Annotated in this window: 23 protein-coding genes; 12 read left to right on the top strand and 11 right to left on the bottom strand. The window is 67.1% G+C overall.

From position 1 onward, the window contains the following. Window positions 1–6: 6 nt before the first annotated feature. Together ACYVF6_RS43725 and ACYVF6_RS43720 are read right to left on the bottom strand one after the other, a co-directional pair. Complete coding sequence (locus tag ACYVF6_RS43725; RefSeq protein WP_460532190.1) at window positions 7–210, bottom strand: DUF397 domain-containing protein; 204 nt, start codon at window positions 208–210, stop codon at window positions 7–9. A 23-nt stretch (window positions 211–233) separates the two neighbouring features. After that, on the bottom strand, window positions 234–1,094 hold the full coding sequence (locus ACYVF6_RS43720; RefSeq protein WP_460532187.1) for a helix-turn-helix domain-containing protein: 861 nt from the start codon (window positions 1,092–1,094) through the stop codon (window positions 234–236). A 320-nt stretch (window positions 1,095–1,414) separates the two neighbouring features. Here ACYVF6_RS43720 and ACYVF6_RS43715 point away from each other — a divergent pair, with 320 nt between their 5' ends. The 7 genes from ACYVF6_RS43715 to ACYVF6_RS43685 all read left to right on the top strand — a co-directional run bounded on the left by ACYVF6_RS43715 (window position 1,415) and on the right by ACYVF6_RS43685 (window position 8,189). Next, window positions 1,415–2,455 (top strand): hypothetical protein, encoded by a 1,041-nt coding sequence (locus ACYVF6_RS43715; RefSeq protein ID WP_460532184.1) that lies wholly within the window; start codon window positions 1,415–1,417, stop codon window positions 2,453–2,455. A 168-nt stretch (window positions 2,456–2,623) separates the two neighbouring features. Further along, a complete protein-coding gene (locus tag ACYVF6_RS43710) occupies window positions 2,624–3,109 on the top strand; it encodes a hypothetical protein (protein ID WP_460532181.1) in 486 nt (161 codons plus the stop codon). 786 nt (window positions 3,110–3,895) lie between these two features. Beyond that, window positions 3,896–5,041 carry a recombinase zinc ribbon domain-containing protein gene (locus ACYVF6_RS43705; protein ID WP_460532179.1) on the top strand — a complete coding sequence of 382 codons (1,146 nt, stop codon included), beginning with the start codon at window positions 3,896–3,898 and terminating at the stop codon, window positions 5,039–5,041. 656 nt (window positions 5,042–5,697) lie between these two features. Then, window positions 5,698–5,928, top strand: a complete 231-nt coding sequence (locus ACYVF6_RS43700; protein WP_460532176.1) for a three-helix bundle dimerization domain-containing protein — start codon at window positions 5,698–5,700, stop codon at window positions 5,926–5,928. Between the two features lie 831 nt (window positions 5,929–6,759). Further along, window positions 6,760–7,122 (top strand): SDR family NAD(P)-dependent oxidoreductase, encoded by a 363-nt coding sequence (locus tag ACYVF6_RS43695; RefSeq protein WP_460532877.1) that lies wholly within the window; start codon window positions 6,760–6,762, stop codon window positions 7,120–7,122. Beyond that, complete coding sequence (locus ACYVF6_RS43690; protein WP_460532173.1) at window positions 7,074–7,322, top strand: AMP-binding enzyme; 249 nt, start codon at window positions 7,074–7,076, stop codon at window positions 7,320–7,322. Before ACYVF6_RS43695 ends, ACYVF6_RS43690 begins: the two co-directional genes overlap by 49 nt. A gap of 42 nt (window positions 7,323–7,364) precedes the next feature. After that, window positions 7,365–8,189 (top strand): helix-turn-helix transcriptional regulator, encoded by an 825-nt coding sequence (locus tag ACYVF6_RS43685; protein WP_460532170.1) that lies wholly within the window; start codon window positions 7,365–7,367, stop codon window positions 8,187–8,189. A gap of 27 nt (window positions 8,190–8,216) precedes the next feature. On the opposite strand, the gene ACYVF6_RS43680 is transcribed toward ACYVF6_RS43685, so the two are convergent. Then, entirely contained in the window at window positions 8,217–9,098 is an 882-nt protein-coding gene (locus tag ACYVF6_RS43680) for an alpha/beta fold hydrolase (protein ID WP_460532167.1), read from the bottom strand. 21 nt (window positions 9,099–9,119) lie between these two features. Next, a complete protein-coding gene (locus tag ACYVF6_RS43675; protein ID WP_460532164.1) occupies window positions 9,120–10,562 on the bottom strand; it encodes an MFS transporter in 1,443 nt (480 codons plus the stop codon). A gap of 95 nt (window positions 10,563–10,657) precedes the next feature. On the opposite strand from ACYVF6_RS43675, the gene ACYVF6_RS43670 reads away from it, so the two are divergent. After that, entirely contained in the window at window positions 10,658–11,128 is a 471-nt protein-coding gene (locus ACYVF6_RS43670; protein ID WP_460532161.1) for a winged helix-turn-helix transcriptional regulator, read from the top strand. A 20-nt stretch (window positions 11,129–11,148) separates the two neighbouring features. Here ACYVF6_RS43670 and ACYVF6_RS43665 read toward each other — a convergent pair whose 3' ends face one another. After that, complete coding sequence (locus ACYVF6_RS43665; RefSeq protein ID WP_460532159.1) at window positions 11,149–11,721, bottom strand: tripartite tricarboxylate transporter permease; 573 nt, start codon at window positions 11,719–11,721, stop codon at window positions 11,149–11,151. 392 nt (window positions 11,722–12,113) lie between these two features. Between ACYVF6_RS43665 and ACYVF6_RS43660 the strand changes: the two genes are divergently transcribed. Continuing rightward, on the top strand, window positions 12,114–12,911 hold the full coding sequence (locus ACYVF6_RS43660) for a hypothetical protein (RefSeq protein WP_460532156.1): 798 nt from the start codon (window positions 12,114–12,116) through the stop codon (window positions 12,909–12,911). A 361-nt stretch (window positions 12,912–13,272) separates the two neighbouring features. Here the strand turns inward: ACYVF6_RS43660 and ACYVF6_RS43655 are convergent, their stop codons facing one another. Beyond that, window positions 13,273–13,689, bottom strand: a complete 417-nt coding sequence (locus tag ACYVF6_RS43655; RefSeq protein ID WP_460532153.1) for a pyridoxamine 5'-phosphate oxidase family protein — start codon at window positions 13,687–13,689, stop codon at window positions 13,273–13,275. 243 nt (window positions 13,690–13,932) lie between these two features. On the opposite strand from ACYVF6_RS43655, the gene ACYVF6_RS43650 reads away from it, so the two are divergent. Beyond that, window positions 13,933–14,298, top strand: coding sequence for an STAS domain-containing protein (locus tag ACYVF6_RS43650; RefSeq protein ID WP_460532150.1), 366 nt, complete (start codon window positions 13,933–13,935; stop codon window positions 14,296–14,298). A gap of 172 nt (window positions 14,299–14,470) precedes the next feature. Here the strand turns inward: ACYVF6_RS43650 and ACYVF6_RS43645 are convergent, their stop codons facing one another. Continuing rightward, a complete protein-coding gene (locus tag ACYVF6_RS43645; RefSeq protein WP_460532147.1) occupies window positions 14,471–14,605 on the bottom strand; it encodes a hypothetical protein in 135 nt (44 codons plus the stop codon). A gap of 259 nt (window positions 14,606–14,864) precedes the next feature. Between ACYVF6_RS43645 and ACYVF6_RS43640 the strand changes: the two genes are divergently transcribed. Next, on the top strand, window positions 14,865–16,271 hold the full coding sequence (locus ACYVF6_RS43640) for a PhoX family protein (RefSeq protein ID WP_460532144.1): 1,407 nt from the start codon (window positions 14,865–14,867) through the stop codon (window positions 16,269–16,271). 150 nt (window positions 16,272–16,421) lie between these two features. Here the strand turns inward: ACYVF6_RS43640 and ACYVF6_RS43635 are convergent, their stop codons facing one another. The 4 genes from ACYVF6_RS43635 to ACYVF6_RS43620 form a co-directional block, all read right to left on the bottom strand. Beyond that, window positions 16,422–16,565 (bottom strand): hypothetical protein, encoded by a 144-nt coding sequence (locus ACYVF6_RS43635; protein ID WP_460532141.1) that lies wholly within the window; start codon window positions 16,563–16,565, stop codon window positions 16,422–16,424. A 430-nt stretch (window positions 16,566–16,995) separates the two neighbouring features. Continuing rightward, window positions 16,996–17,145: a multicopper oxidase domain-containing protein gene (locus ACYVF6_RS43630; RefSeq protein ID WP_460532875.1), complete on the bottom strand. Its 150-nt coding sequence runs from the start codon at window positions 17,143–17,145 to the stop codon at window positions 16,996–16,998. Window positions 17,146–17,158: 13 nt separating this feature from the next. Then, window positions 17,159–18,298, bottom strand: coding sequence for a damage-control phosphatase ARMT1 family protein (locus tag ACYVF6_RS43625; RefSeq protein ID WP_460532872.1), 1,140 nt, complete (start codon window positions 18,296–18,298; stop codon window positions 17,159–17,161). A 46-nt stretch (window positions 18,299–18,344) separates the two neighbouring features. Further along, window positions 18,345–21,896 carry an NB-ARC domain-containing protein gene (locus tag ACYVF6_RS43620; protein ID WP_460532869.1) on the bottom strand — a complete coding sequence of 1,184 codons (3,552 nt, stop codon included), beginning with the start codon at window positions 21,894–21,896 and terminating at the stop codon, window positions 18,345–18,347. Window positions 21,897–22,131: 235 nt separating this feature from the next. Between ACYVF6_RS43620 and ACYVF6_RS43615 the strand changes: the two genes are divergently transcribed. Next, complete coding sequence (locus ACYVF6_RS43615) at window positions 22,132–23,844, top strand: N-acyl-D-amino-acid deacylase family protein (RefSeq protein ID WP_460532138.1); 1,713 nt, start codon at window positions 22,132–22,134, stop codon at window positions 23,842–23,844. The last annotated feature ends 23 nt before the right edge of the window (window positions 23,845–23,867 follow it).

Genomic DNA, 23,867 nt, shown 5'->3' with positions numbered 1-23,867 from the left:
CAGAATCTAGCGACCGAACTCGCACGCTCGAACGCCATCGACGAAACGAGACCACGCGTCGACCTCGAACGCCAGCACAGGCCCGCCGCGGTCCTTGCTGTCGCGAACGCCCATCGTCGTGCGGTTGGTCGCACGGGCGACCTCGACGCAGCTGCCTCCCTGGTTGCCGCTGGCTCGCGCTTTCCGCCAGCCGCTCCACTGCTCAGTCACGTGGACAGTGCCTCCTGATCCCATCACGCAGCGCCAAGGTCCTCTGCCGCCTTGGCGAAGTAGCTCACGCTGTCGGCAGGCGACAACGCCGCAGCTGACATTCTGTCGAACGACCGTGCGTAGGGCTCCACAGGTTTTCCCGTGTGGATGCCGTCACCTTCGACGCCTTCGAGGAGTACGACCTCGGGATCACCTGCGTCCAGGTACTTGAGCAACACGAACGGTGACCGCGGCGGCTGAGCGCCCTGGAGGGAAGCCTGCGTCGGGATCACCCGAACGGAGATGCGTTCGGAGTCGGCCACCTCAGCCAGATATCGCAGCTGTCCCTGCATCGTGCTGATCGTGACGAACAGATGTCGTACGACGATCTCCTCTATTACGACGTCAAGCGTCCCGCGGCCGGCGTGGAACTGCCGCTGCCGCTCCATCCGACCTGCGAGCTCGACCTCGGCGTCGAACTCCTCGAGATCGGCGGCAGCTTCGTTGAGCTCGCGGTAGTAGTCCTCGGTCTGCAGGAGCCCTGGCACGAGAAACGGGTCGTACATGCGCAGGTCAGCGCTGTGCTCAAGGTTCGCCCAGCGGCGCTGGCGCTCACCCATCCGATTGTGGGGACGACGGTCGTACCAGCCTTGCTCGCGGGCGTCCTGGGCGACTTTCAGAAGCTCACGCCACTTGTCGCTGCTGTCAGGGACACTGAGAACCTCCAGCGCCTTCAGCACATCGCCCACGTCTGGCTTCCGGGCGGCGGTCTCGATGCTCGAGATCCTCAACCGGCCGAACCCGCACTTCTTCGCCAGCGCCTCCTGGCTGAGGCCCTGGTCCTGGCGCAGCCGCTCCATCTCCCGGCCCAGGCGCAGGCAGCGAGCCAGCGGGCTGTGATCCATACAAGCCTCCGCAGGATCCGAACAGTTCGGAACCAAACACTACGCGAGCGGATCCGATCCTATCCCTCGCTGTCGGGCATCGGTGTCGAGCAGCGATAGCACACCGGAGGGGTTCAATGGCTTCGGCCGCGCAACCTCCCCGAGTTGGGGCGTCTGCGAGGATGCGGGTCTACCTGTCGGCTTGGCCAGGTCAGGTACCGAGGACCACACCCAGCCGCGATCGAACAGGTTCAGGACAACGATCATGACGCCCACGCGCGGCGCTACACGGCGGGCAGCCGAGCGCTTACGGTGTCACACTCCGTGGCAGGATCTCCATTGTGGGAGGAAGCGGATACTGGCGAGCGCAGGCAGGCGACGACGAGCCTGGCGCCGAACCCACGCGCGAGCCCGGCGAGGAGCTCGATTCCAGCCCGGATGGCGCGGACCGACCCACTGAGGCCGCGTCAGCCAAAGGGTGGACCTACAAGCCCACCGGACACTGGCTCAATCTCGACAGGCTCAGTACCGAAGCGCTCGCTTCGGCTCAAGGCCATGCCCGGCCCGACAGGACTCCCGGCAGTCCGTCCGGTCGGGCCAACGCAACCGACCGCTCCGATATCGCAGCCGAAGCGGAGCTCGAATCGCCGGCGCAAGGCGAATCAGGCGGCCCGGTGGACCCGCTGGCGGACTTCGATCCACGCCTGCATCGGCCAGGCCTCACGGCGAACGCCCAAGAACAGGCCAACAGAGAACGGCACGAACCCGTGCACGCGGACCAGCAGCCGCAACGTGACCGCCTGCCTGACGACGGCGTAGGAGCCATCGAACGGTTCGAACCTCGGCGGGCCAACCTTCCAGACGTTTCGCGTGAGGGCGCCGTGGGCTATGTTCGCGACAACGCCGACCAGAGGCCGTGGCTCAAACCGGCCGAACGCTCGCCAGCCGAGGTGCAGCACGTCGTTGCCGCGGTCGATCAGGGCGGCGGCCACTTCTTGGAGCGGCACGAGGGCTACGCAACAGACGAGCGGCTGGAACGTCGAGTCGGTGGGCTCGAAGACCCTGCCCAACTCGACTCGGGCCTGCGAACCCGGGGCAAAGATTCGGAGAAGCCGCAAAGGCTGCACGGTTGTGAGGATCTGGCCACATCTATCAACCAACCGGAGGCGTTCGCCGCCGCATTCGCCTCCGGGATCCAACATCCCGACGTGAAGACAGTCCTCGACCGGCCACGCCAGCCACACGAGAGGCCGCCATTTGATGTGGAGGTACCGATCGTTGACGTGCTCGGCGAAAATGGCCACCAGTACTGTGTCGGCTACCGGCTCCTGCCCATCGATGGCGACATCGACGCCGCCAACGAAACCGGAAGCTCTGGGTAGGAACCGAACCCGACCAGCGTGCCGGCATGGTGGCTCCTGAAACCCAGCCCATGCCAGCGGAGGCCTTCCAGGACGGCGTCATGACCTTCAGCTTCTGCCGAACACCAGACTTCGCCAACTGGCAGGTCCGCACGATGTACCCAAAACCGCGAGCCTAGGAACAGATCCATGACGTATACCGCCCACTACTGGTACAAGAATCCGACCGCGCCGTTCTATGAGTTCCTGAGCACGCTCGCTTCCTACAGCCACGATGTCTCGAGCTACGACGAGCTGATCGAGATCGTCAACGAGCCTGAAACCGGCGACTGGCGGAATCAGTTCAAGGAAGAACATCGAACGCTGCTGCTCGACCCCGGCCAACTACCGCATCCAGGCGCGCTCAACGACGCGGCGGGCGGCATGTACGACGACGGCGATGCACGCAGCTTCCTGCGCAGGCTCTGGCGCGACCTGTACCGCGGCGAGCCAGTGCCAGGCGGCGATGACGAGTTCCGTGAAGATCTCCGCAAGCTCGTACATGGCGAGGTCGATCGGGTGCCGTCCACCGTTGACTACTACGTCCCGTTGCCCTTGCCCACAGCTCCAGACGACCTCCAATCCGCCGGCAGACAGGTATGGCAGCGCTTCTACCCGGGCGAGTCGCTGCCATAGCAAACAGGACGGGCTCCCAGCCAGATCGTGGAGCCCGCGCGTATGCTGCGCTTCTGACACATACGGCTTGCGCCTGTCGGCCTCGCTGTACACCTCCGCGCAAAGTTCGGAAGTGTTGCACGCGTCAAGAAACCAGGAGCCCAGCTCTTGACGACCTGCCGTCGGACTCAACCTGGAGCCGGCCGCCCACTGCCAAAGGCCATCGGGCAGGCGATCCACCGCGCCTATCACGGCTCCATCGTTTGGACAGCGCGATAGAGCCAAGCTCCCTCGCCCGCGTGTTCGCTCGAAATGCGAAAGGACCTGACGCTCGCGCTCGTTCGACCACATCCTTCGCACAACCGCCCTGACCCTAGGTGTTCCACAAAAGTGGGTTGCTACGACGACAGCCAGACGATAACTAAAGCGTCCGTGCGGCCTTCTCAGGTCACGCCCGGGGCTGCTACCGACGACCTGGGCACGGTGTAACCGACCAGGAGGTCTCACCGTCTGGCGATAAGCGGTGGTCACATCAGCGGGTGTCGTTGCGCATGCTCCAACTCCGTTGATTGAGTCTGCCTCCGCCAAGAGCTACGTAGGGTCAGATCCGGATCGGGTGGGCTCCTGTTACGGCGACTACGCGCTGGATGATGCCGATCAGCGGTTCACGTTGCGGATCCTGACCGCGCGGGCGGCGGCGGAGTCGGATGCGATCTCGCGGCGGCAGAAACGCAAGAAGCAGGCCCTGCGGCAGCAAGGCAAACTCAGTGGCGGGGCACGGGCTTCGGGTTCCTCGGAGCTGTACGCATGCCGAAAGAGGCTGCCGACCGGTTCCGCCGCGCCGAACAACCCATCCCACACGTCTCGGGTGAGCAGGTACGGGCCGAGCGGGAAGCCATCACCAAGGGCACGCAGGATCACCTGGACGGTGTCACGCTGGCCGCGATCGCGACTGAGTGGAATACCTGGTCCGACGTCCGGTCGCTGATCTGGACCGGCGATGCTGCCGATGGTGAGGTCGCGGAGGTGGACGGGTTGCGGACCGCGACTGGTGGCACGCACAACGACACAACGGTGCGGATGGTGTTGTCGCGGGCCAGCAACGCCGGTCTGATCGAGCACGACGGGGTGATCGTGGGGAAGGCCAAGGACGACGACGGCAACCTTCTCAACCCGATCGTGGCCGAGGAGCAGTGGTCGCAGGTGCGGGCGGTGTTCGCTTCCCGTAGTGTCGGCCGTCCGGTCACCGGGGTGAACTTGTTGTCGGGGATCTTGCGGTGCGCGCTGTGCGGCACCGGGCTGGTGTCCAAGGCCAAGGGCGGCACGTATTACCCGGACGGGTCACCGGTGCGCCGTTACCTGTGCAACAACAAGCCCGCCTGCGGCAAGGTCCTGATCGACCAGCGCCGCGCCGATGCTGTCGTGCGCGACCTGACGCTCGAGCGGCTGGCCGATCCCCGGCATGCCGAGCAGGTCAAGCAGCGCTCCAAGGCGGTCGCAGAGTTGGACGCCAAGATCGCCGATGCCGAGACCACCGCCCGCCAGGTCGGGGCGCGGCTCGGGGAGGGAAAGATCACCCTGGACCGGCACGACGCCATCATGGAACCCCTCGACCGTCGCCTGGCCAAACTCCACGCCGACCGCGACGCCCTCCTACAACACGGCCCCACCAGCACGACAGCGGCCGCCTCCGGAGGTGCCTCCGTTGCCGCTGCTGGCGTCTCCTCGGCGTCACAGGGCTTGCTGGCCGACCTGGAAGCCCAGTGGGGCCAGGAGAGCCACGACGCTCCGCCGGAGGAGATCGCGGAAGCCAACCAGCGTCTTCGTGCCCTGATCGGCAAGGCGCTCCCGCTCGGCCTGGCCGTGGCTCCCGCCACGGCACGCGGCGGCGGCAGGTTCGACACCGACCGGATCAAACCCATCCAGCGGCCACGAGCTACCCCAGCCGCATAAGCCACGAGAAGTCCACCAAGCCGCCCGAGCACTAGCAGGCTGACCACAAGAGCAGCAGTCATATCCGGCCGTCTGAGCGTTGCTGGCGTCGTGGCAGTGGTGTGGCAGTCGGTAGTAGCTCGGTAGTAGTTCGGCATGGGCCGCGTAGTAGCCAGCAAGACAGCCCTTCACACGCCCTGTGGGCCTGCGGCGACACGAGCCCGAAGTGGCTGGACCTCGGCTTGTCTTAATCCCGAGAGCACAACCATGGTCGATGATGATGGCGGCCGGGAGAAAGAATCGGCGCGGGGCAACCCCTTGCCCAACCGCATCTCACCTGCGCCGGCAAATCGTTGTTGACCAGGACCTTCGGTACCTGTTGTGGTACCCGTTGCGGTAATGGTTACGGACGGCTCTCGCCGGTACGGCCGCTGGTACGGCGGGCGGAACCGTCGCCGGCACCGTCCCCGGTACTGGCCGGTTTCGCCATCCTTACCGCGATCCTCATCTGGACGCCGGCGGCCGAGCTCGCCGACCTGAGCTCCACTTCCGCCACGACCGCCGATAGTGAGCTACCTCGCGTCGACCTGACCTCGTTAGGGACGTTTGGTGCCTGTTGTCGCGGCGGCCGGAGGTGTAATAGTGGATGTGGTCCCTAGATGACACGGAATGTTGCTATGCCTTCTGAACATACACAGATTCACCCTCCGAACGATGCCATCGACCACCTGATCAGTACGTTGACAGAACGGTTCGAAGAGGACTACGAGACCGTCGCGGAGATCGTGCGTGGCGCTTATCGAGGGATCAGCGAGACAGCCAGGTTCGACACCCACCTCATCCCGCTGACCCAGCACCAGGCCACCGACGAGCTGCGCGCTCGGCAGCGTTCCAGCCCGAACCGCTGAGCGGCCAGCCGACAGGACCAGCCCGCCGCCTGTCCGCGCCGACAACCAGAACGCCAGCACATCTTGCTGTCGGCAGCCATGAGGTCAGTTCCCAGATCTCGGCCAGCTTCGGGATCCGGCGCGGCAGGTCGCCCAATGCCGCCGCTGCTGCTGCCACACCGGCGTCGGCGCGCCGGCGAAGCTCGGCTACGTAGGCCTGCCAGGCCGGATCATGCTCCAGCAGCGCCCACCGCGGGTCGTTGGGACTGTCCTGGCCGACCCTCTGGTCAGGGAGTCCGGCTAAGTGTGCTCGGCCCTGGGTCCTGCGCACCATCAGCGGGGGTTACCCACCCTCTTGAGCTGAAAACCCTGCTGCCTGCGGACTAGGGCCCCTGGGGCATCCGCATGGCCGACGTGACGGTGATCATGACGGGTTTGAACGTTTCCTCCGTGTCCCCAGGCCATGGGCTGGCAGGGAAGCGCGTGGTCATGACAGTGGGGCGGGAGCTGGTTTGCTGGTGGGTATGCGGGTATCACAGACGTCCGGGCTGGAGGGTCGCCCCACGTCTCTGGCTCAAGTGTGGGCGTGTCGCTCGGCCCCTCCTTGGTCTGCGGCACGCTCCCTATCGCCGGGCCGTCCCTGGTGTGGCTGCCCAGTCGGTAGGACTTCGGGGCGGGAATGGGGTACCGGCTGGTGCCGTGTGGGCGAACGTCTCGGCAGTGGCAGATGTGCGTCGCATGCCGGTGCGGTATGGCTCCAAGGGAAGGGTGTCACGGCTATGCACGATCAACAGATCGTGAAGACAGCATTGGTCACCGGAGCGTCCTCCGGCATCGGCCAGGCCACCGCGGCTGCTCGCCGCCGACGGATACCGCGTCTTCGGCACCAGCCGCCACGAGCGGCCAGACCAGTACGGCGAGGAGATGCTCCGGCTCGACGTCCATTCCCAGAAATCCGTTACCGAGTGCGTTGACCAGGTCCACGCCGCCACCGGCCGTCTCGATGCGCTCGTCAACAACGCCGGTGTCATGCACGAGGGCTTCGCCGAGGAAACCACACTCCAGGATGCGGCAGACCTGTTCGACACAAACCTGTTCGGCGTCGCCTGTGTCACCAACGCCGTGCTCCCAGGCACGCGTTCCCGCCATGCCGGCGCATCATCAACATGGGATCGCTTGCCGCCTGGGTGGGCGAGCCCGGAGGCGAGGAGCTGATGGCCTGGATCAAGCTACGCGACGGCGCCGAGCCGCTGACCGTCGAGGCGCTACGGGAGTTCTGCACCGGCAAGCTCGCGCACTACAAAATCCCGCGCTACGTACACCTGGTGGAGGAGTTCCCGATGACGGTGACCGGCAAGGTCCGCAAAGTGGAGATGCGCGAGCAAGCGGTCGAGCTGCTCGGCAGGTCCGGGTGAGACCCCCCCATGACGTGCCACACTGCGTGCCACACTGGAAAGATGCCACGCGCGCGGCTGGACGACCTCGTCGAGCGAGCCCGGATGCAGGCCGGCCTCGACGGGACGTTCGGCGGCGAGGTCACCCCGCTCGGCGACAGCTACGTCATCGACCGGATCTCCGGTGAAAGGATGACGGTGCTTGACGGCCTCGAGATCAAGGCCGGGTTCGGCCTTGGCGGCCGGGCGCTGCTGCTCGGCAAGCCGACTGGCGTCACCGACTACCAAGCGGCCCCGTCCATCACCCACGACTTCGACATTCCGGTGGCGCGGGCCGGTCTGCGGGCGGTGTTCGCCATCCCTGTCCTGCTGGACGGCAGGCCGCGGGCGATGTTGTACGCCGCACTGCGCAGGCCGGTGCCGGTCAGTGACCGTCAGCTGGACATCATGCACCGGCTGGTCAGCCAGTACCGCTTCGAGTTGCGGGTGGACGACGAGGTCGCGCGGACCGTGGACGATCTCGGCGCGCAACTGCTCGAAGCGGAGGCCGCCCGGATGCGCGATCGGCTGCGCGAGATCCACGCGGAGATCGCCGCTCTGGCCTCCCAGGTTGACGATCCGGAGTTGCGTGGCCGCATCGTGGCGCTGACCGATCGCGTCCGAGTCCCCGCAGCAGGTCGCCCAGCCGCCACGCCCGCAATGACCCCGCGCGAGCTGGACGTGATCACCCAGGTCGCCGCCAGACTGTCGAACTCCGACGTCGCTGCCCGGATCGGCCTCACCCCGGCCACGGTGAAGTCGTACCTGAAGTCCGCGATGCGCAGGGCAAGCGTGCACAACCGGATGGCGCTGGTTTCCAGCTGCCGCCGCGCCGGGTTGATCCCGTAGCGCCGCATCCGTCAGCGCACCCCTTGGCTATACGACCGAGTTCAGCAGGTCGGCTGGCACGTCGGGCCGTTCGAGGGCGATGAAGTGGCCGGCGTTTGGGACTTGGGTGTACTCGGCGTCAGGCAGCTGTCGTCTGTTGGCCTGCCGGTCGGAGGGTCGGGACCAGTCCTTGTCTCCGTAGATGAGATGGATCGGTGCGGCGACCTTGGGGTAGCGGGCGCGGGCAGCGATGAGGCTGGGCAGGTTGCGGTACACCGCCCGGGCGACGGTCGGGTAGCCGGGGTGGTGGCCGACGTTGAGGAGCTCGTCGAGGTAGTCCTCGCGCAGCGCGCTCGGGTCGGCGAGCCCGCCGGTCAGGATGGCGCGCATGACGGGTTTGGGTTCCAACCCGGCGAGCATCGGGCCGATGCCGGGTGCGATGACGCCGGTGACGATCAGCCGGGCCAGGAGGCTGGATCGGGCGATTCCGCCGGGGTAGTCGTAGGCGTTGACGGCCACGACGCGTCGGACCCGGTCGGGAAGGTCGGCGGCTGTGGTGAGGGCGAGTGAGGCCCCCATCGACTCCCCGAGCAGGGTCACGTCGTGCAGGTCGAGTTGGGTGAGGAGTCGTGTGACGGCGGCGCGCATGGCGGGTTCGTCGTAGGAGGCGCCGGGCACGATCTGGGAGTAGCCCATTCCCGGCAGGTCGAGCGCGTACACGGTGTACCGCTGCTGGACCAGCGGGATGAGGTGGCGGAAGTGCTCGGCCTGGGTGCGCACGGTGTGCAGCAGGACCAGGGGCGCACCACTGCCACCGGTGAGATAGCGCAGTCGGCCCTGCGGTTGGTCGCCCACCCCAGCGGGGTCGAGGAATCGGCTGCTCGTTCCGGGGATTCTGATTCCGGATTCGGTGTTGGCTGTGGTCGACATGGTCGTCTCCTGGAGGTGGATCTATTGATGTGCCGTGTTGAGTGGGTGTTGACTTGGTGCCCGCGCGGTGCGGCGTTGGGTGAGGCGTGGCGACAGCAGGATCAGGCCGCTTGCCAGGCCGACGGCGCCGAGGACCCACCAGGCGCGGTGGTAGTCGGCTGCGGTGGCGGTGCGGATGTCGCCGGCGAGTGCGACGAACAGGCTGACCCCGAGCACGGCGCCGAGTTGGCGGAAGCTGGCGTTGATCGCCGAACCGAGACCGAAGCGTGCAGGCGGCAGTGCGGCGACCGCGGCGCCGGGCTGCACAGGCAGGGTCAGCCCGATGGCCACGCCGGTCAGTAGCGCCGGTGGCAGCCAGTGCGTGATCCACTGCGGGGACGGGCCGATCACGAGCGCGAACGCGGCGGCGGCCAGGGCCCAGCAGGCCGCGCCGGCCAGCAGCACGGCGCGGAAACCGACCCGGCCGGCCAATCGGCCCGCGAACCGGGCGAGCACCGCGACCATGAGCGGTCCGGGTGCGCTGGCCAGCGCGGCCTTCAGCACGGAGTAGTGCCACACGGCCTGCAGGAAGACGATGTTGGCCAGCAGCATGCCGTAGAACGCGGTGGCGAACAGCAGACTTGCGACGTTGATCAGGCGGAACTGACGGATCCGGAACAGCTCGAGGTCCAGCGCCGGATAGCGGGCGGTGGCGCTGCGCCAGGCGAGCACCGGCAGCAGCAGTGCGGCAAGCCCGAACCCGGCGACGACCCACGGGTTGTCCCAACCCCAAGACGGTCCCTCGATGATCGAGAGGCTCAGCAGTGCCGGGATGACAGCGACCAGCAGCGCGCCTGCCGGATCCGGGATGTCACGGGCGTCGGGGTCGCGGCTCTCCCGCAGCAGCCGGCGTCCGGCGAGGGCGACCAGTATTCCGATCGGCACGTTGACCAGAAACACCCACCGCCAGCTGCCGTACTCGATGAGCAGCGCACCGATCGTAGGGCCTACCGCCGCGGCTGCCGCACCCATTGCCGCCTGGGTGGCGACGGCAACCGGCCGCCGCGCCGGCGGCACTTCCGGCAGCAGCAGGGCAAGAGCGGTCGGTACCACCAGCGCGGCGAACATCCCCTGCAGCGCCCGGCCGGCGACCAATACGGCCGGATCCCAGGCGAACCCGCACAGCGCACTGAAGACGGTGAAGCCGGCCACGCCGAGCAGGAACATGCGCCGCCGACCGTAGCGGTCGGCCAGCCGGCCTGCCGGTATCAGCGTGGCGGCGAAGGCGAGGCTGTAGGCGTTGAGCACCCACGCCAGCCGGCTCGCGCCTGCGTGCAGATCGCGGCTGATCGTTTCGAACGCGACGTTCACGATCGTGGCGTCCAGGAACACCATGAAGACCACCGCGCTGGTCACCGCCAGCACCGCGGCCGCGTGCCGCCCGAGCGCCGGTGGTGCAGCGGTCGCCGATCCTTGCTGGGTCATCCGCCCTCGTATGGTGTGTTGTGAATTCCTACCGACTGACAGACACGATAGACCAGTGAGTTGGAAATGACAACACACTCGGCTAAGCTGAAGTCATGACAGGTCCCGAGACGCGGACGGGCATCAGCCTGGCCGAGCTGCCCTTGGGGGTCCGCCCCTGCTCACTGGCAGCGGCTCTGGACGTCCTCGGCGAGCGGTGGTCGTTACTGGCACTCCGTGAGATCGGTTACGGCGTGCACCGCTTCGCCCGCATCGCCGGCTATACGGGCGCGTCTCGCGACATCCTCGCTGACCGGCTACGCAAGCTGGAGGCTGCCGGTGTCATCGAACGCCGGCAGTACAGCGAGCATCCGCCGCGCCACGAGTACCACCTCACCGAGGCCGGCCGGGAACTGTTCCCGGTCATGCTCGCCCTGTCCCAGTGGGGCGACAAGTGGGCGGTCGATGCCCCGTTCCTCACCCGCCGGCACTCCTGCGGTCACCCGGTCCAGGTCGACCTGGTCTGCCACCATTGCGGCCGGCCGGTCACCCGTGACACCGTCCACGCCGAGCCCGCCGGCGCCTGATTCGGCAGCGTTATGAGCGGCTATGAGTCGCTTCGGATGCGACGGACCGCGGAGCGGATGGGCGGGAGCAGGGCCACCACGACGAAGACAGCCAGCAACGTTCCGGAGATCGGGCGGGTGAGGAAGCCGGACGGGGAGCCGTCGAAGAGGAGGAGGGAACGACGTAACGAGTCCTCCAGCAGCGAGCCGAGTACGAACGCCAGGACAAGCGACCCGGGCTCGAAGCCGAGCTTCTTCATGACGTAGCCGAGCGCACCGAAGGCGATCACCAGGACGATGTCGAAGACGTCGTTGTTCACTGTGTAGACGCCGATGAGGGTGATGAGGACGGTGATCGGGGCGAGAATGGTCGCCCGTACCCGCAGGATCTTCACGAACAGTCCCACCAGCGGGATGCTCATGATCAGCAACAGGATGTTGCCGAGGTACATGGAGTTCACCACGCCCCAGAACAGCGCCGGGTCCGAGTTCACCAGCTGCGGCCCCGGGCTCACCCCCTGGATGAGCAGCGCCCCGAAGATCACGGCCATCGTCGCGTTTGCCGGGATGCCCAACGTCAGCAGGGGAATAAAGGAGCGAAACCGAACCTGCACAAGGAGGGCACCGCATTTAGTGACCGACACACGCCGACCGGGTCAAGACTTGGTTATTACAAGAAACTAAGAATCCCAGCAAGGTCGCTTCAGAAGAGGGCCAACTTGATCACGAAAAGTGGGCCAGATCCTTACTTCTGGCCCCACCATGGGCTCGAACCGCCGTCGGGGCAGTGCGCCGCCTTCCTCGATCCATGCCGCACTCGCCGCCAACAAGGTGCAGGGTCCAGGTGGAGCGCCCGCAGCGGAGCGAGGACGAACGTCCACCACGTAACGGCCACGACCCTCGCCACGCAAGGCTTCTACCAGACGAGCGAGACGACCGATCGCGATGGTACGGTCCGGATGGTCTTGTGCCGTGTACGGGCGTGAACCACCGGAGGACTTCGGTGATGACCGGTGATGACATGTTTCTCCCTCGTGTCGCTGACTTGTCGGCCGCGGTGCTCGACGGGTCTGGCTTCCGCCGCGGCTGGCTGGCTGAGGACGACAAGGCCGTGGTGCCGGTGGTGGCATTGTCTGGTATCGATCGGTCGTTGGCCGTCCGATGTTCCGGGGGAGCTCGTTCGGCAGGTGCGGACTTCTTCTGGGTGGGCCAACTGGAGAACCCGGACGCAACAGCGCTCCAGGTACGCGCGGTCGGGGACGACATCCAGCGAGACGCCCCGAATGGGCAGACCTTCATCGCTCTGCCGGACTTGTCCGCGGCCATCTGCATGACCGCGCGTGGCTACGCGCTGGCGGCGGGGCGATCGGACTTCCTGCAGGGATTCTGCGACAGAGGAGTAGATGGCGACCGCGCTCACTTTCGTCGTATGGCGGCCAAGCTCGCACGGCGTTTCCCGGCACTACCAGTCGTGGCTGAGAAGTATCCTCCTGGCTTGCATGCCTGGTCCAAGTCGCCGCCGGCAGGTTCTGCGGCCAGCGAGCAACTCGCCCTCATGCATGCCTTGGACCGCGGAGAGATGACCGCTCCCGAGTTCTCGCGACGTTGGCAGGCTGCCCGCGACCGTTCCCTGGACGCCGGCGAACGAACTCGCGACCCTTTGTACCGCGCCCTCGTCGAGGTCTTCTACGCCTTGGAGGCCTATGTCGACCAACCAGAACTCCGCGACGCAGGCGACCTCGACGACGCCGGTCTAGCCGATGCTGTCCGCCGCGCCCTGTCGCATCTGCCAGCCTCTTCATGACGGACCGACGCCGCGCCGGTGTCCTTTTCTTGACGGCAACCCTGGCGCAACTGTGGCCAACCAGCACCATTGACCTGCACGTTCGTCGAAGTTCCTGGTTCAGCACGCCGACGTCCTTCGGTCCGAACTCATACGCCAAATGTCTCGTTGTCGATCGCTGCTTCCATGCGGTCGAGCTTCCGGAACGCGTGAAACGTCGCGTTGCCGGTCAGGTCGATCCTCCCGGCGGTCATCGGCGACGACACCCCGATCGTTCCGGATCCGTCGTTCGAGCTCCGAGCCGGGGACGTGCCGCTGATCCTCTCGCGGGCCGCGATCGAGGCCGAGATCCACGCCGACGTTCCAGTAAGCCGCGGGTCTTCTAGTCGAGGCGGATCCCGGTGACCCGGCCTGGGCTGATTTCGATCACGTGGTCCATCGCGCGGTCGATCCACGGATGCAGCCGTTGGTGGTATGTCGCGACTCGCTTTGGATCAGTGACGAACCTCGCCATCCCGGTGACGATGACGCTCCAGCCCGTTCGGTGGTCGGAGTCGATGTCGGCGGCTTCGTAGGCGACGACTGCTTGTCGCAGCATCGCGGGGATGATCGCCGCGCCTTCGTGGGTGCGGATGATGACCTTGCCGTCGTCTACGAGATGGTTGACCGGCCGGATCGCCGGCATCGCCTCGTGGGAGAAGACCACCCGTCCGACCGGCACGCTACCCAGCAGCTGAAGCGCTTCTTCGGTACCGAGACTCCTCGCGCGCCGCCGGACCACAGCCGGTTCGTCCCGCATGAATGCTGTCCTCACACCGCTTCGACGCCTGTCGGTAACCCACCTTGCCCGGCCCGGGCGCCGGGCCCCAGGGCCACGTGGCCCAACCGACTAGTGCCGGACAGCCGGTTCAGCCCAGATTGGGCTGCCGTCGTCGGTGAGCAACGTCTGTACGGCTGCGGTCAGTGTGACATTGCGCCAGCGCCCGGTTGCCTGCCAGGCTTTGGTGAGTTGTCGCAGTCGGGAAGATCGGAGGTCACGACGGTGACCGAAGACAATACCGAAAATGACAGTGCCCAGCTGGATATCCAGACCGAGATCAGTGGCGGCAGCCTCGTGATCAGGCCGATCGGTGAGATCGACATGGCCACCGCACCCCAGCTGCGCAGAGCATTGCTCCGGCTGCTGGCCAGCTCCCGTCGGCCGGTCGTGATCGACATGGCCGGAGTCGAGTTCATCGACTCATCCGGTATCGGCGCACTCATCGCCGGCTACCAGTGCGCCCGACAACTGCACCGCCCTTACGGCATCGCCGCTCCACGACCGCAGGCCCGAAAGGTCCTCAGTGTGACCGCCCTCGACCGGGTGATCCCCGTCCACCTCACCCTCGCCGAAGCCTGTGCGGCATAGCCACCGCTTGCGGCCGAAACGAAAACGGTTGCGGATGAGAGTGGTTTGCCAGGGCTCGCCTCTCGGGCGCGGCGGGGAATCAAAGCGAGTGGTGTCGTAACGATGGCCAAGTTATCGCTACGGCCGGCAGAACCAGGCCGGCAGCCTCGCCATCGCCATCGCCGCCGCCGTCCTACCCGCCCAAGCGGCACTGCGCGCCAGCGCCCTCGCCGACACCCGCGAGTAACACAGCGACCACCCAGAAGCTGGGCTGCGACTCCGGCGAGGTGCCCGGGCGGCCGAGCCGGTCGAGCTTGGTCGCGACCATCGCCGCGTCCAACTGAGGGGCGGGGCCAATTTGCCCGATCCATGCCACAACCGCGACCGTAAGGAATCAGGCACCTGGCGTGACGTTGATTTCGTGTTGCCGGTTCCGGACAGCTTCGGGAGTCCTCGGCCTGGACAGCGCGGCGCCGGTCGTCTTGTCGACCGGTGTTGTTCGCCTCGCGGTCGCATGCCTGAGGGCTGGATGACGTGCACCGTGACTTGACTCACGAGGACCGTAGTACCGGGAGCAGGAGGTTGTTGTGGCGGAGTCAGCAGTTTCGAGGCGGGGTGTGTTGCGCGCGGGCGCTCTGGGGGGCCTGGGGATCATGGTCGCGGGCAGTGTGGAGGCCATTGCGGCGCCGAACGCGGCCGCGATGACGCGCAGGGCCGTGGGGTACGGGGCCCTCGTCCCCGACCCGGCCGGGATCCTGGCGCTGCCGGAGGGTTTTGCGTACAAGATCGTGGCCGAGACCGGCGTCACCTTGCTGGAGTCCGGTGAGCCGACCCCGTCCGACCCCGACGGCACCGCCGTCTTCGAGGACGACGGCCAGATGGTGCTCGTCAACAACCACGAGATCGGCGGCAGCGAGGCGTACGGCGTGCCGCCGCTGGAGGGCCTTACCTTCGACCCCGGCGCGCGCGGCGGGTGCACCAACATCGTCGTGGACGACGAGGGCAACCGGATCTCTGAGTACGTGAGCATCGCGGGCACCCACAACAACTGCGCGGGCGGCCGCACGCCCTGGGACACCTGGATCACCTGCGAGGAGACCGAGGAACGCGCCGGTGGCGCCCTGCAGATGGACCACGGCTGGTGCTTCGAGGTCGACGCGTTCGACCGCGACGCCAACCTGGACCCGGTGCCGCTGAAGTTCCTGGGCCGCTTCTCCCACGAGGCGATCAGCCTCGACCCGGCCGACAACCGGATCTACCTCACCGAGGACGCCAACGACCCGCACGGCCTCTACTTCCGCTGGACCCCGCCGGCCGGCTTCGCCGGAGGCAAAGGCGCGCTGCGCCGGCTGGCGCTGTCCGACGGGGGCGACACCGCGGGCAGCTTCCAGGCGATGAGCTGCTACAAGGGCAGCAAGCACATCGCGGACCTGTCCGAGGCCACCCAGGTAGGCACCCGGTACAACGTCAAGTGGGTCGACGTGGCCGACCGGCTGGCTACCGAGGTCTCGGTTCGCAAGCAGTTCGGCCAGGGCGAGGTGACCGCGAGCCGCAAGCTCGAGGGCGCCTACTACGGCGACGGCGGCCACTACTTGGTGGCCAGCTTCGCCCGCGCTGGCGACGGCAGCACCAACGAGCACGACGGCCAGGTGTGGTTCTACGACCCGGCCACGCAGACGGTCACGCTGACGACGATCTTCGGCGTCAACCCGGACCCCGACGCCGACATCGACTACGACGGCCCGGACAACATCGTCGTCGACCCGAACGGCGGTCTGGTCCTGGCCGAGGACGGCGAGGGCTACTCCCACCTTGTCGGCATCACCAAGGACGGCAAGAGCTACCCGTTGGCTCGCAACGAGGTGAGTTACGACAAGGAGTTCACCGGCCCGACCTTCGCCAAGGACGGCCACCTGCTGTTCGCCAACATCCAGAGTCCTGGCCACGTGTTCGCGATCACCGGCCCGTTCGGCGCCCCCTCCAACCGCAGGTGACACCGCGGGGCAGACCGGCAGGAGTCGCACAGAAACAGGCGATCTGACCAGCGATGGAAGAGGAGGGGTGCGGCCCGCCGGGCCGCACCCCTCTCACCGTGCGTGGAGAAGATCTAGCGCCGGCTGGTTCACCCCGTCGACCGACAGGGTCTAGCCCGCCTCGTCGACGATGCTCTCCATCCGGTCGTCGAACATCACGATTGCGGCCACCGTCTCGGCAGAGTCACCATCGAAGCCGGGCAGGTTGTCGACCACGGCCGGGATCGCGCACGGCCCGTGCTCGGTCGTGGACACCTGGGCGTAGCCGAAGTCCCAACCGACCTCGTGTCCAGAGCACGTCGAAGATCACCGCCGGCGAGCCGGCCGGCACGTCGACCGACCTGAAGATCGCCCGGTCGAAGGTTCGGCCAGCAGCCGGAGCAGAGCAGCTGCTGTCGGCCGCCGTCGCATCGGGCGAGGCGGCGTCGACCTGCCACTCCACCGCTTGGACTCTCCTGTCGCCCACAGCCGGACCAGGCCTGCTTCGCTGGGCCGCCTGCCCTGCACCTCTGTGACGAGCCGAGCGCATCGAGCACAGGCGTCGGATGAATGCTGCACGAGCGCGTTAGGGCCGTCAGGATACGCGAACACACCCTTCCCGCTGACGAAGCCGCCGTCGTGATTGAATAACAAACGCCGCTGGTATTCGCCAACAAACTCCAATCCAGGCCGCGCTTCCCGTGGCCTATTCGGGGTGGTTTCCTGGGGTGTCGCTGACCAGGAAACCGGTGGTGTATCCCTGGTAGGCCAGGTGCATGGTCATGCCGTTGGCGGCGTGTTCGAGGTTGTGGCAGTGGTCCATCCACAGGCCGGGATTGTCAGCGCGGAAGGAGATCCGGTCCTAGGTCCTACAGTTTCACTTGGACCAAGGCGTGGGTTCCGGCGGTTCGCCAGGATGCTGTTCCACCAGCATTCAGCTGTTGGACGGTGGAGCCCTTCAGGCCGACGATGACATCGGACTTGAGGGTACGCAGGGTCGCGACTGGGCCGGGAAAGTAAGCCACCGTGTCGGCAAACGGTGTGGTGGGTGGCCAGTGGAGGTCTCCGACGAGCCGGCGGTAGTTGAGGTCGCCCTTCAGGATTGTCAACTTGGCGTTGGCTAACTGGTCAGCGAGGTCGTCCGGCATGTCGTGGAACGGAAGTGGCGCGCAGTAGAACGGGTGGGTGGCGATGACGAGGCGTCGGTCGCGGGCAGCTTGGTGGAGCCGGTCCGCCGCCAGGTGCGCCCGACCGTGTCCGCGGGCGAGCCGCTGTAGGCACGCGGCGACATCGGTCGTCGTGGCGTCGGAGACGTAGTACGGGTCGGGTTTGACGTGCAGGACAACACGATTCACGGCGGCGGCAAGCAGGTGATCGATCAGCATCAGATCGGCCAGCAGCTCGCGTCCGGCGTTGTCCGCCACGACATACACCGTCTCGGCGCCCCCGGCCAGGACTTCGACGAGTTGGGCTCGGTGGTCAGCGACCAAGTGCTCTACGGCTTCGGGCAGACCATCGTGCTGATCACGGCCGACTGCGAAACCAAGGTCGGCTCGGTTGCCCCACAAAGCAGCAAGCAACAGGGCATCGGTCCGTTCGGATGCGGGCAGCCGGTCCAAATCGTCGAGCGCGGCAAGAGTTTCGTCCAACGAGTCATTCTGGAGCTCAGCGGACTTGAGATGGGCGAACGGATCGACGCCGAACCACGGCCCGGGCCGGAAGTAGCCGACGGCGTTGAGCAGCTTGCGGTAGAAGTAGCTCTCGGCCCACAGGAACGACAGGTCGTACCAGGACTTCCCGATGTACGGCTCGGCCCACTGGTCCCATGTCACCTTGGCAGGATCGGAGTCTGGCAGCGGCAGCACACGGCCTTGGCCTTCCTCTGCCAGCTCATCCAACGCCTCATGCTGCTCTGGTCCGAACGGAAACGCCTCCCGGATCTGCTCGATCAAGGCAGGGTGACGCCGGTGCAGGACGTCCCAGGCGAACGAGTCGTGCTCGTTGCACAAGATCGGCGGTGCATCAGGAGGCTGGCTCGAAGGCAAGACGGGACTCCTAGCGTGCTGGCTCTATGATCTGGTTGAGGTTGATCCGGAGCATGGTGGCACCGGCTGCGCTGCCGGTCATGACGCCACCCGTGGCGCTGTCGAAGGCCGCGCAGTGGAGCGAGGCGTCGACGCGGACCTGGGCGAGCTGGCGTTGGTCGGGCAGTGACCAGAGCCGTACGGTGCCGTCGGCCGCCGCGGTGACCAGGTGCTCCAGATCGGGAGTGAACCCGAGCATGAGGATGCGGCCGGTGTGTCCAGCCAGGCGCGCAACAGATTCGTGGCTTGTCGTGCCGTACACGCTGATATCGCCGCTACCCAGCCCGGCGGCGACCAGCTTCCCGGCTGGCTCCAGGCTGACGGTTCGTGCCCAGCCACCGAGATCATCCAGTTCATGAAGCAGGCCGCCGCGAAGATCCCACAGCCTCAAGGTTCCGTCGCCGCCCCCCGTCGCCAGGGCCGCGCCGTCAGCTTGGAACGCCATGGAGCGGACCCGGCCGGCGTGCGCGACGCGTTCCCACACCAGGTTCCCCGACGGCAGGTCCCAGACGCGCACGATCCCGTCCGCCGCGCTGGCCGCCAACCGGTTGCCTGCTGGGTCGAGCGCCACGGCCCAGGTTCGCTCGGCCGGCGTGAACTGGTGGACCTGATCGCCGCTGCGAACCGACCAGACACCCACGCTGCCGTCGCCGCAAGCCGCCGCGATCACGTCGCCTGCGGCGGCCAGAGACCAAACCCTGCCGGGTGGCGCGCTCAGCGTGCGGAGAGTCTCGCCCGAGCTGGTGTCGCGGACGTCGATGAGCCCGTCCGCGCGGCCGACGATGCCTGCGCGGGCACCATCCGCGAAGGCGAGCGACCAGATCGTGTTGGCACCCTTGGCCACAACCGCGATGGAGCCGGACGGCGGTTGCAGCCAGGTGCGCAGGGCGCCGTCCTCGCATCCGGCGACGACGGTTCCGTTCTCCGACAGCGCGATTGCCCGCACCCAGTCGACGCCCGCTGGCATCGAGACCTGGCCGGCCGGCCCGTTCGCGGTAAAGGCCCGCAGCGTGGCGCTTTCGTCGCCGGCCACGACGAGCTCGCCCTGGTTGGTACTCGCCACGCAACGAATCCGTGCCGGCTGCGCCGCACTGCCTCGGATCGGAGCCAGCCGGCGTTGGCTCGTGTCCCACACTCGAACCGTATGGTCTCCCGATCCGGAGACCAGGATCGCACTGTCGAACGTGACGGACTTGATCCAGTCACGATGGGCGGCCTGCTCGTCGAGCAACTCTCCGGAGCAGGCGTCGTACAGGCGCAAGAACTCGTCCTCGCCTCCCACCGCGACCAAGGAGTCGGGTGCGTCCGGCGGGCCGCCGACGGCGACCGACCACACGGGAACACCCGGCGTATTGAGCGCCCTGGCAAGGCGAAGTTGGCTGGTATCCCAGACACACACCCGCCCATCCTCGGCACCGGACACCAGAAGATCGCCCTGTCCGAACGCGACGCTGCGCACGCGCCGGGTATGCGCAAAGAGGACTCCGGCAAGCTCGGCGGAGTCAGCGCGCCAGAGCCGGATCAGCCCGTCGTCGCCGGCCGACGCGATGGTTCGACGATCGGTCGGGACCGCGACCGCGTAGATCCATCCTGTGTGGCCGCGGCAGGTACGCAGCTGACGCCGGGCTGGCAGATCCCAGACGCGGACGATGCCGTCCTCTCCTCCTGATACGGCGAGATCGCCGGCGACGGCGACGGCAGTGACCGCGCCTACGTGGCCCGTCGCGCTGGCTTCGACGGCCGGAAGCAGTGGTGTGGTCGCCCACTCAACGTCTATGCCGTCGCCCACCTCGGACATCGCGCGGCGCAGCTCGTCCACCGCACCCGGTGCCGCCTCCGAGCGGAGTGTCGTGGCGAGCAGCGTGCCCGCGATGTCGCTGGGCAAGGTAAGGCCGTGCAGCAGGTACGCCGAGCCCGTGAGTGCACGGGCCGCGATCCAGGTCTCGAGTCCAGGCCCGTCAGGATCGGGTTGGCCAACGGCGTCAATCGCTGCCTTGTCATGTGCGAGGGCCCGGTACCCGAACCTGGCGGCCTTAGTGATGAGGTAACGCGGATCAGCCGCGAGCTCGATCAGCTCGTTCTCCAGCTCGGCATGACCAAGGTGGTACGGCAGGTTCCGCCACAGGTACTCGTGCTCCGGAGGCAGGCTGGACCACCCGCCAGCCGCGAGAGGCCGGTAGGCGTCCAGCAGCGACGCATGCATACCGGCCCAGCCATCGGCAGCCAGATGGCGAAGGTAGGAGCGGAACACATCGTGCAGAACAATCGCGTCGTGATCGGCGAGGTAGGCGTCCACGAGGCAGCGGTCGGCCAGCACGCGGCAGAGCTGACGCACCGCGCCAGGCGACCACCCGTGGGTATGCTGCCACCACCGCGACAGCACCGACAGCGGGATCGGGGTCGCTGCGGGGAAGACCGCCAGGGACAGGTAACGGTCGTGCAGGTCGCTCCGACCGCCCAAGGTGACGTGCTCTTCGAGGCTGCGCAAGCTCGCGGTGATCGCGTGACCGATCGCGTTCGCGCGCTGGTCGGCGTCCCAGACGTCGAAGGCCTGAGGGCCTGCACGCAGAGCCTGCCAAGCCGTCGACACCGCCAGCCCTGGAGATGCACCGGCAACGAGATCCTGCTCGATGCTGGAGCCAACCACGCTCGCCAGCAAGGGCCACCCGCCGCATAGCTGGGCCAGACGCGCGGCCTCGGTCTGCTCCAGCGTGGACACCGCGCGGGTGAGCAGCTCGCAGATCTCGACCGGGGACATCGGCCCGAGTCGCAGCACGCTCGTACGGGACGGGCAGACTCGCAGGTTTCGGGTAGTGACCAGCCGCACGCAGTTCGGGCCGCCGAGCAGGAACGGGGCAAGATCGGCCGCCGACCACACGTTGTCGATCACGAGCAGTGCGCGGCGTTCGCCGAGCACGCGAGCCAGCCAGTGTCCGGCCTGCTCGGGATCAGAAAGCGCCGGCGGCATCCCGTCCATGTGGACGCATAGGTCGGAGACCAGCTGGACGACCCGCGCCGGTGTGCACTGTTCGCCCGTCTCGACCCACAAGATGTCCCGAAAGCGCTCGCGCACGCGAGGATCATGGCTCGCTTCAGTCGCCAACGTGGTCTTGCCGAAACCACCAGGTCCGCAGAGCGCGACGACGTTCGGCGCGGTGCTAGCCTCCGCGTCCTCGAGCAGGGAAAGCAGGACTTCAAAGTCGTCCGGTCGGTGGACCACACCGGTCTCCAAACGTGGTACGAGAACAACGCCAGGATCACCCGACTCGAGCGCGGTCCCGCTACTATTGCCCGCCATACGCAGCTCGAGAGCGAACAGCTCCTTGGCTTCCGGATCCGCCTGCTCGAGCATGGTGTCCAGCAAGGCTTGCGAGATTTCGCTCGGAAAATAGCTGCTCCCGCCGGCATCCCACTTCGACACGGTGCGCGCGGAAACTCCCAGCTTGCCGGCGAACACGCGCAGACTCATCCGCAGGGCTTTGCGCAACGCCCGCGCCTCGCTGCCAGACCATCGCCGAATCATCGTCACCGCGATTCTCACCGCCTTCCAGCGACATGGCCAGCGTAAGTGCAGCAGTAGTTCAGCACCCGATCAGCACCCGGACATCTACAGACCGTGACCATCGGCTCCATGATGGTTGCCAGTACCAGTGGCGCGGCAGCCGGAGACGAAGCCGCTCCCTCCAGCTGCTCCATGACCCCCCGGCTGCCGCGTCCTCCACCGTTCGATACCCGCCTGGAGCAGGGAGGACGTCACGATGCCAGTGCGATCGGGCGCGCGAATGACGGGAGATGTTCTAGTGCGCGGCGGCATCGTCGTGGACGGCACCAACCGGGCGGCGCTGCGGGCAGATGTCCGGGTACGGGCGGGAGTGATCGCCGAGATCGGCGAGAACCTCGCCCCTGATGGCGAGCCGGTCCTGGACGCGGATGGCGCCTACGTGACGCCAGGATTCATCGACTCCCACACGCACTTCGATCCGGTGCTGTTCTGGGATCCGCTGTGCGACCCGATGCCGCAGCACGGCGTGACAACCGTGGTCACGGGGAACTGCTCGCTGTCGCTGGCGCCGGTGAAACCGGCCGATCGGCGACGGCTGGGCGAGGTGTTCGCCTACATCGAGGACATGCCGCCGCACGTGCTGACCGATTCGGTGGCCTGGTCGTGGTCGACCTGGCGGGAGTACGCCACCGAGCTGCTTGGCGGAGGCTACGGCGTGAACGTGGCGGCCATGGTCGGGCACACCGCGCTGCGCCAGTTCGCGATGGGCGACCAGGCGTGGCTGCGCCCTGCCACCGCCGCTGAACGAGGCCTAATGGCCGGAATGCTGGACGACTGCCTTGACGCTGGTGCGTTCGGGCTTTCCACGTCCCTGTTCGACTCCGATGCCGCTGGACACCCGGTGCCGAGCCGGCTGGCCGACGACGCCGAGCTCGCCGACCTGCTCGCCGTGCTGAACAGCCGCGGCCGCCGGCTGCAGTTCATCCCCGGTGTCGCTACCCACGACGGCATCCTGAGCGACGTCGAGCGGATGGCGCAGCTGTGCCGCCAGCACGACGTGGTCGCGTCGTGGAATGGGCTGTTCCACGACGAGCGCAAGCCCTTCCGTAGCAAGGAGATCCTCGACCAGGCCGAACGACTGCAGGCCGGCGGCGCGATGGTCTTCCCGCAGGTCTCACCGCGGCGGATGGACGTCCAGGTGAACTGGTCGGGTGGGATGGCGTTCTACTCGCTGCCGCCCTGGCACCAGCTGGTACTGGCGCCCGATCACGAGAAGCGCCGCCTGCTGGCCAACTCCGAGTGGCGCTCTGCGGCGCGCACGGCATGGGATGCAAAACCCCTCACCCTGATCCGCCACCGCGAGCTGGACCGGATCCTGCTCATCTCGGCGGCCAGGCCCGAGCATCAGAAGTGGGTCGGGGCGACGCTGGCTGACCTGGCCCTCGACGTTGGCGGACACCCGTCCGACGTGCTCGCCGACTGGGTACTGGCAAACAACCTCAACCCCGGCGTCGTGGGCATCGGCGTGATGAACGCCGACCCCGACGGCGTCGCCGCCCTCCTCGACCACAGCGGAACCGTCGTCTCCAACAGCGACGCCGGCGCCCACGTCCAGATGATGTGCGCGGCAGGTGACAGCACCCTGCTGCTCACCGAGCACGTCCGCGAGCGCGGCGACCTGAGCCTCGAACGCGCCGTCTGGGAGCTCACCGGCCGCCAGGCCGACCTGCTCGGGCTACGTCGCCGTGGCGTGATCACCACCGGCGCCGCGGCCGACCTGTTGGTCTTCGACCTGAACGAGCTGCAGTGGCTGCCCGACTCCATGGTCGACGACCTGCCACGCCGCGCACTGCGTCTTCGCCGCCCACCGGGTGGATATCGGTACACACTCGTAGCCGGTCAGATCGTCCACGACCAAGGCAAACTCACCGGCGCCAAGCCCGGACGGTTCCTGCTCGCCCACCCGTGACCCCCGAGGAAGGAGAACCGCGA

The organism is Flindersiella endophytica, assembly GCF_054779015.1.
Note: the sequence above shows the minus strand (reverse complement) of the source record. Positions and strands in the feature narration are given on the sequence as shown.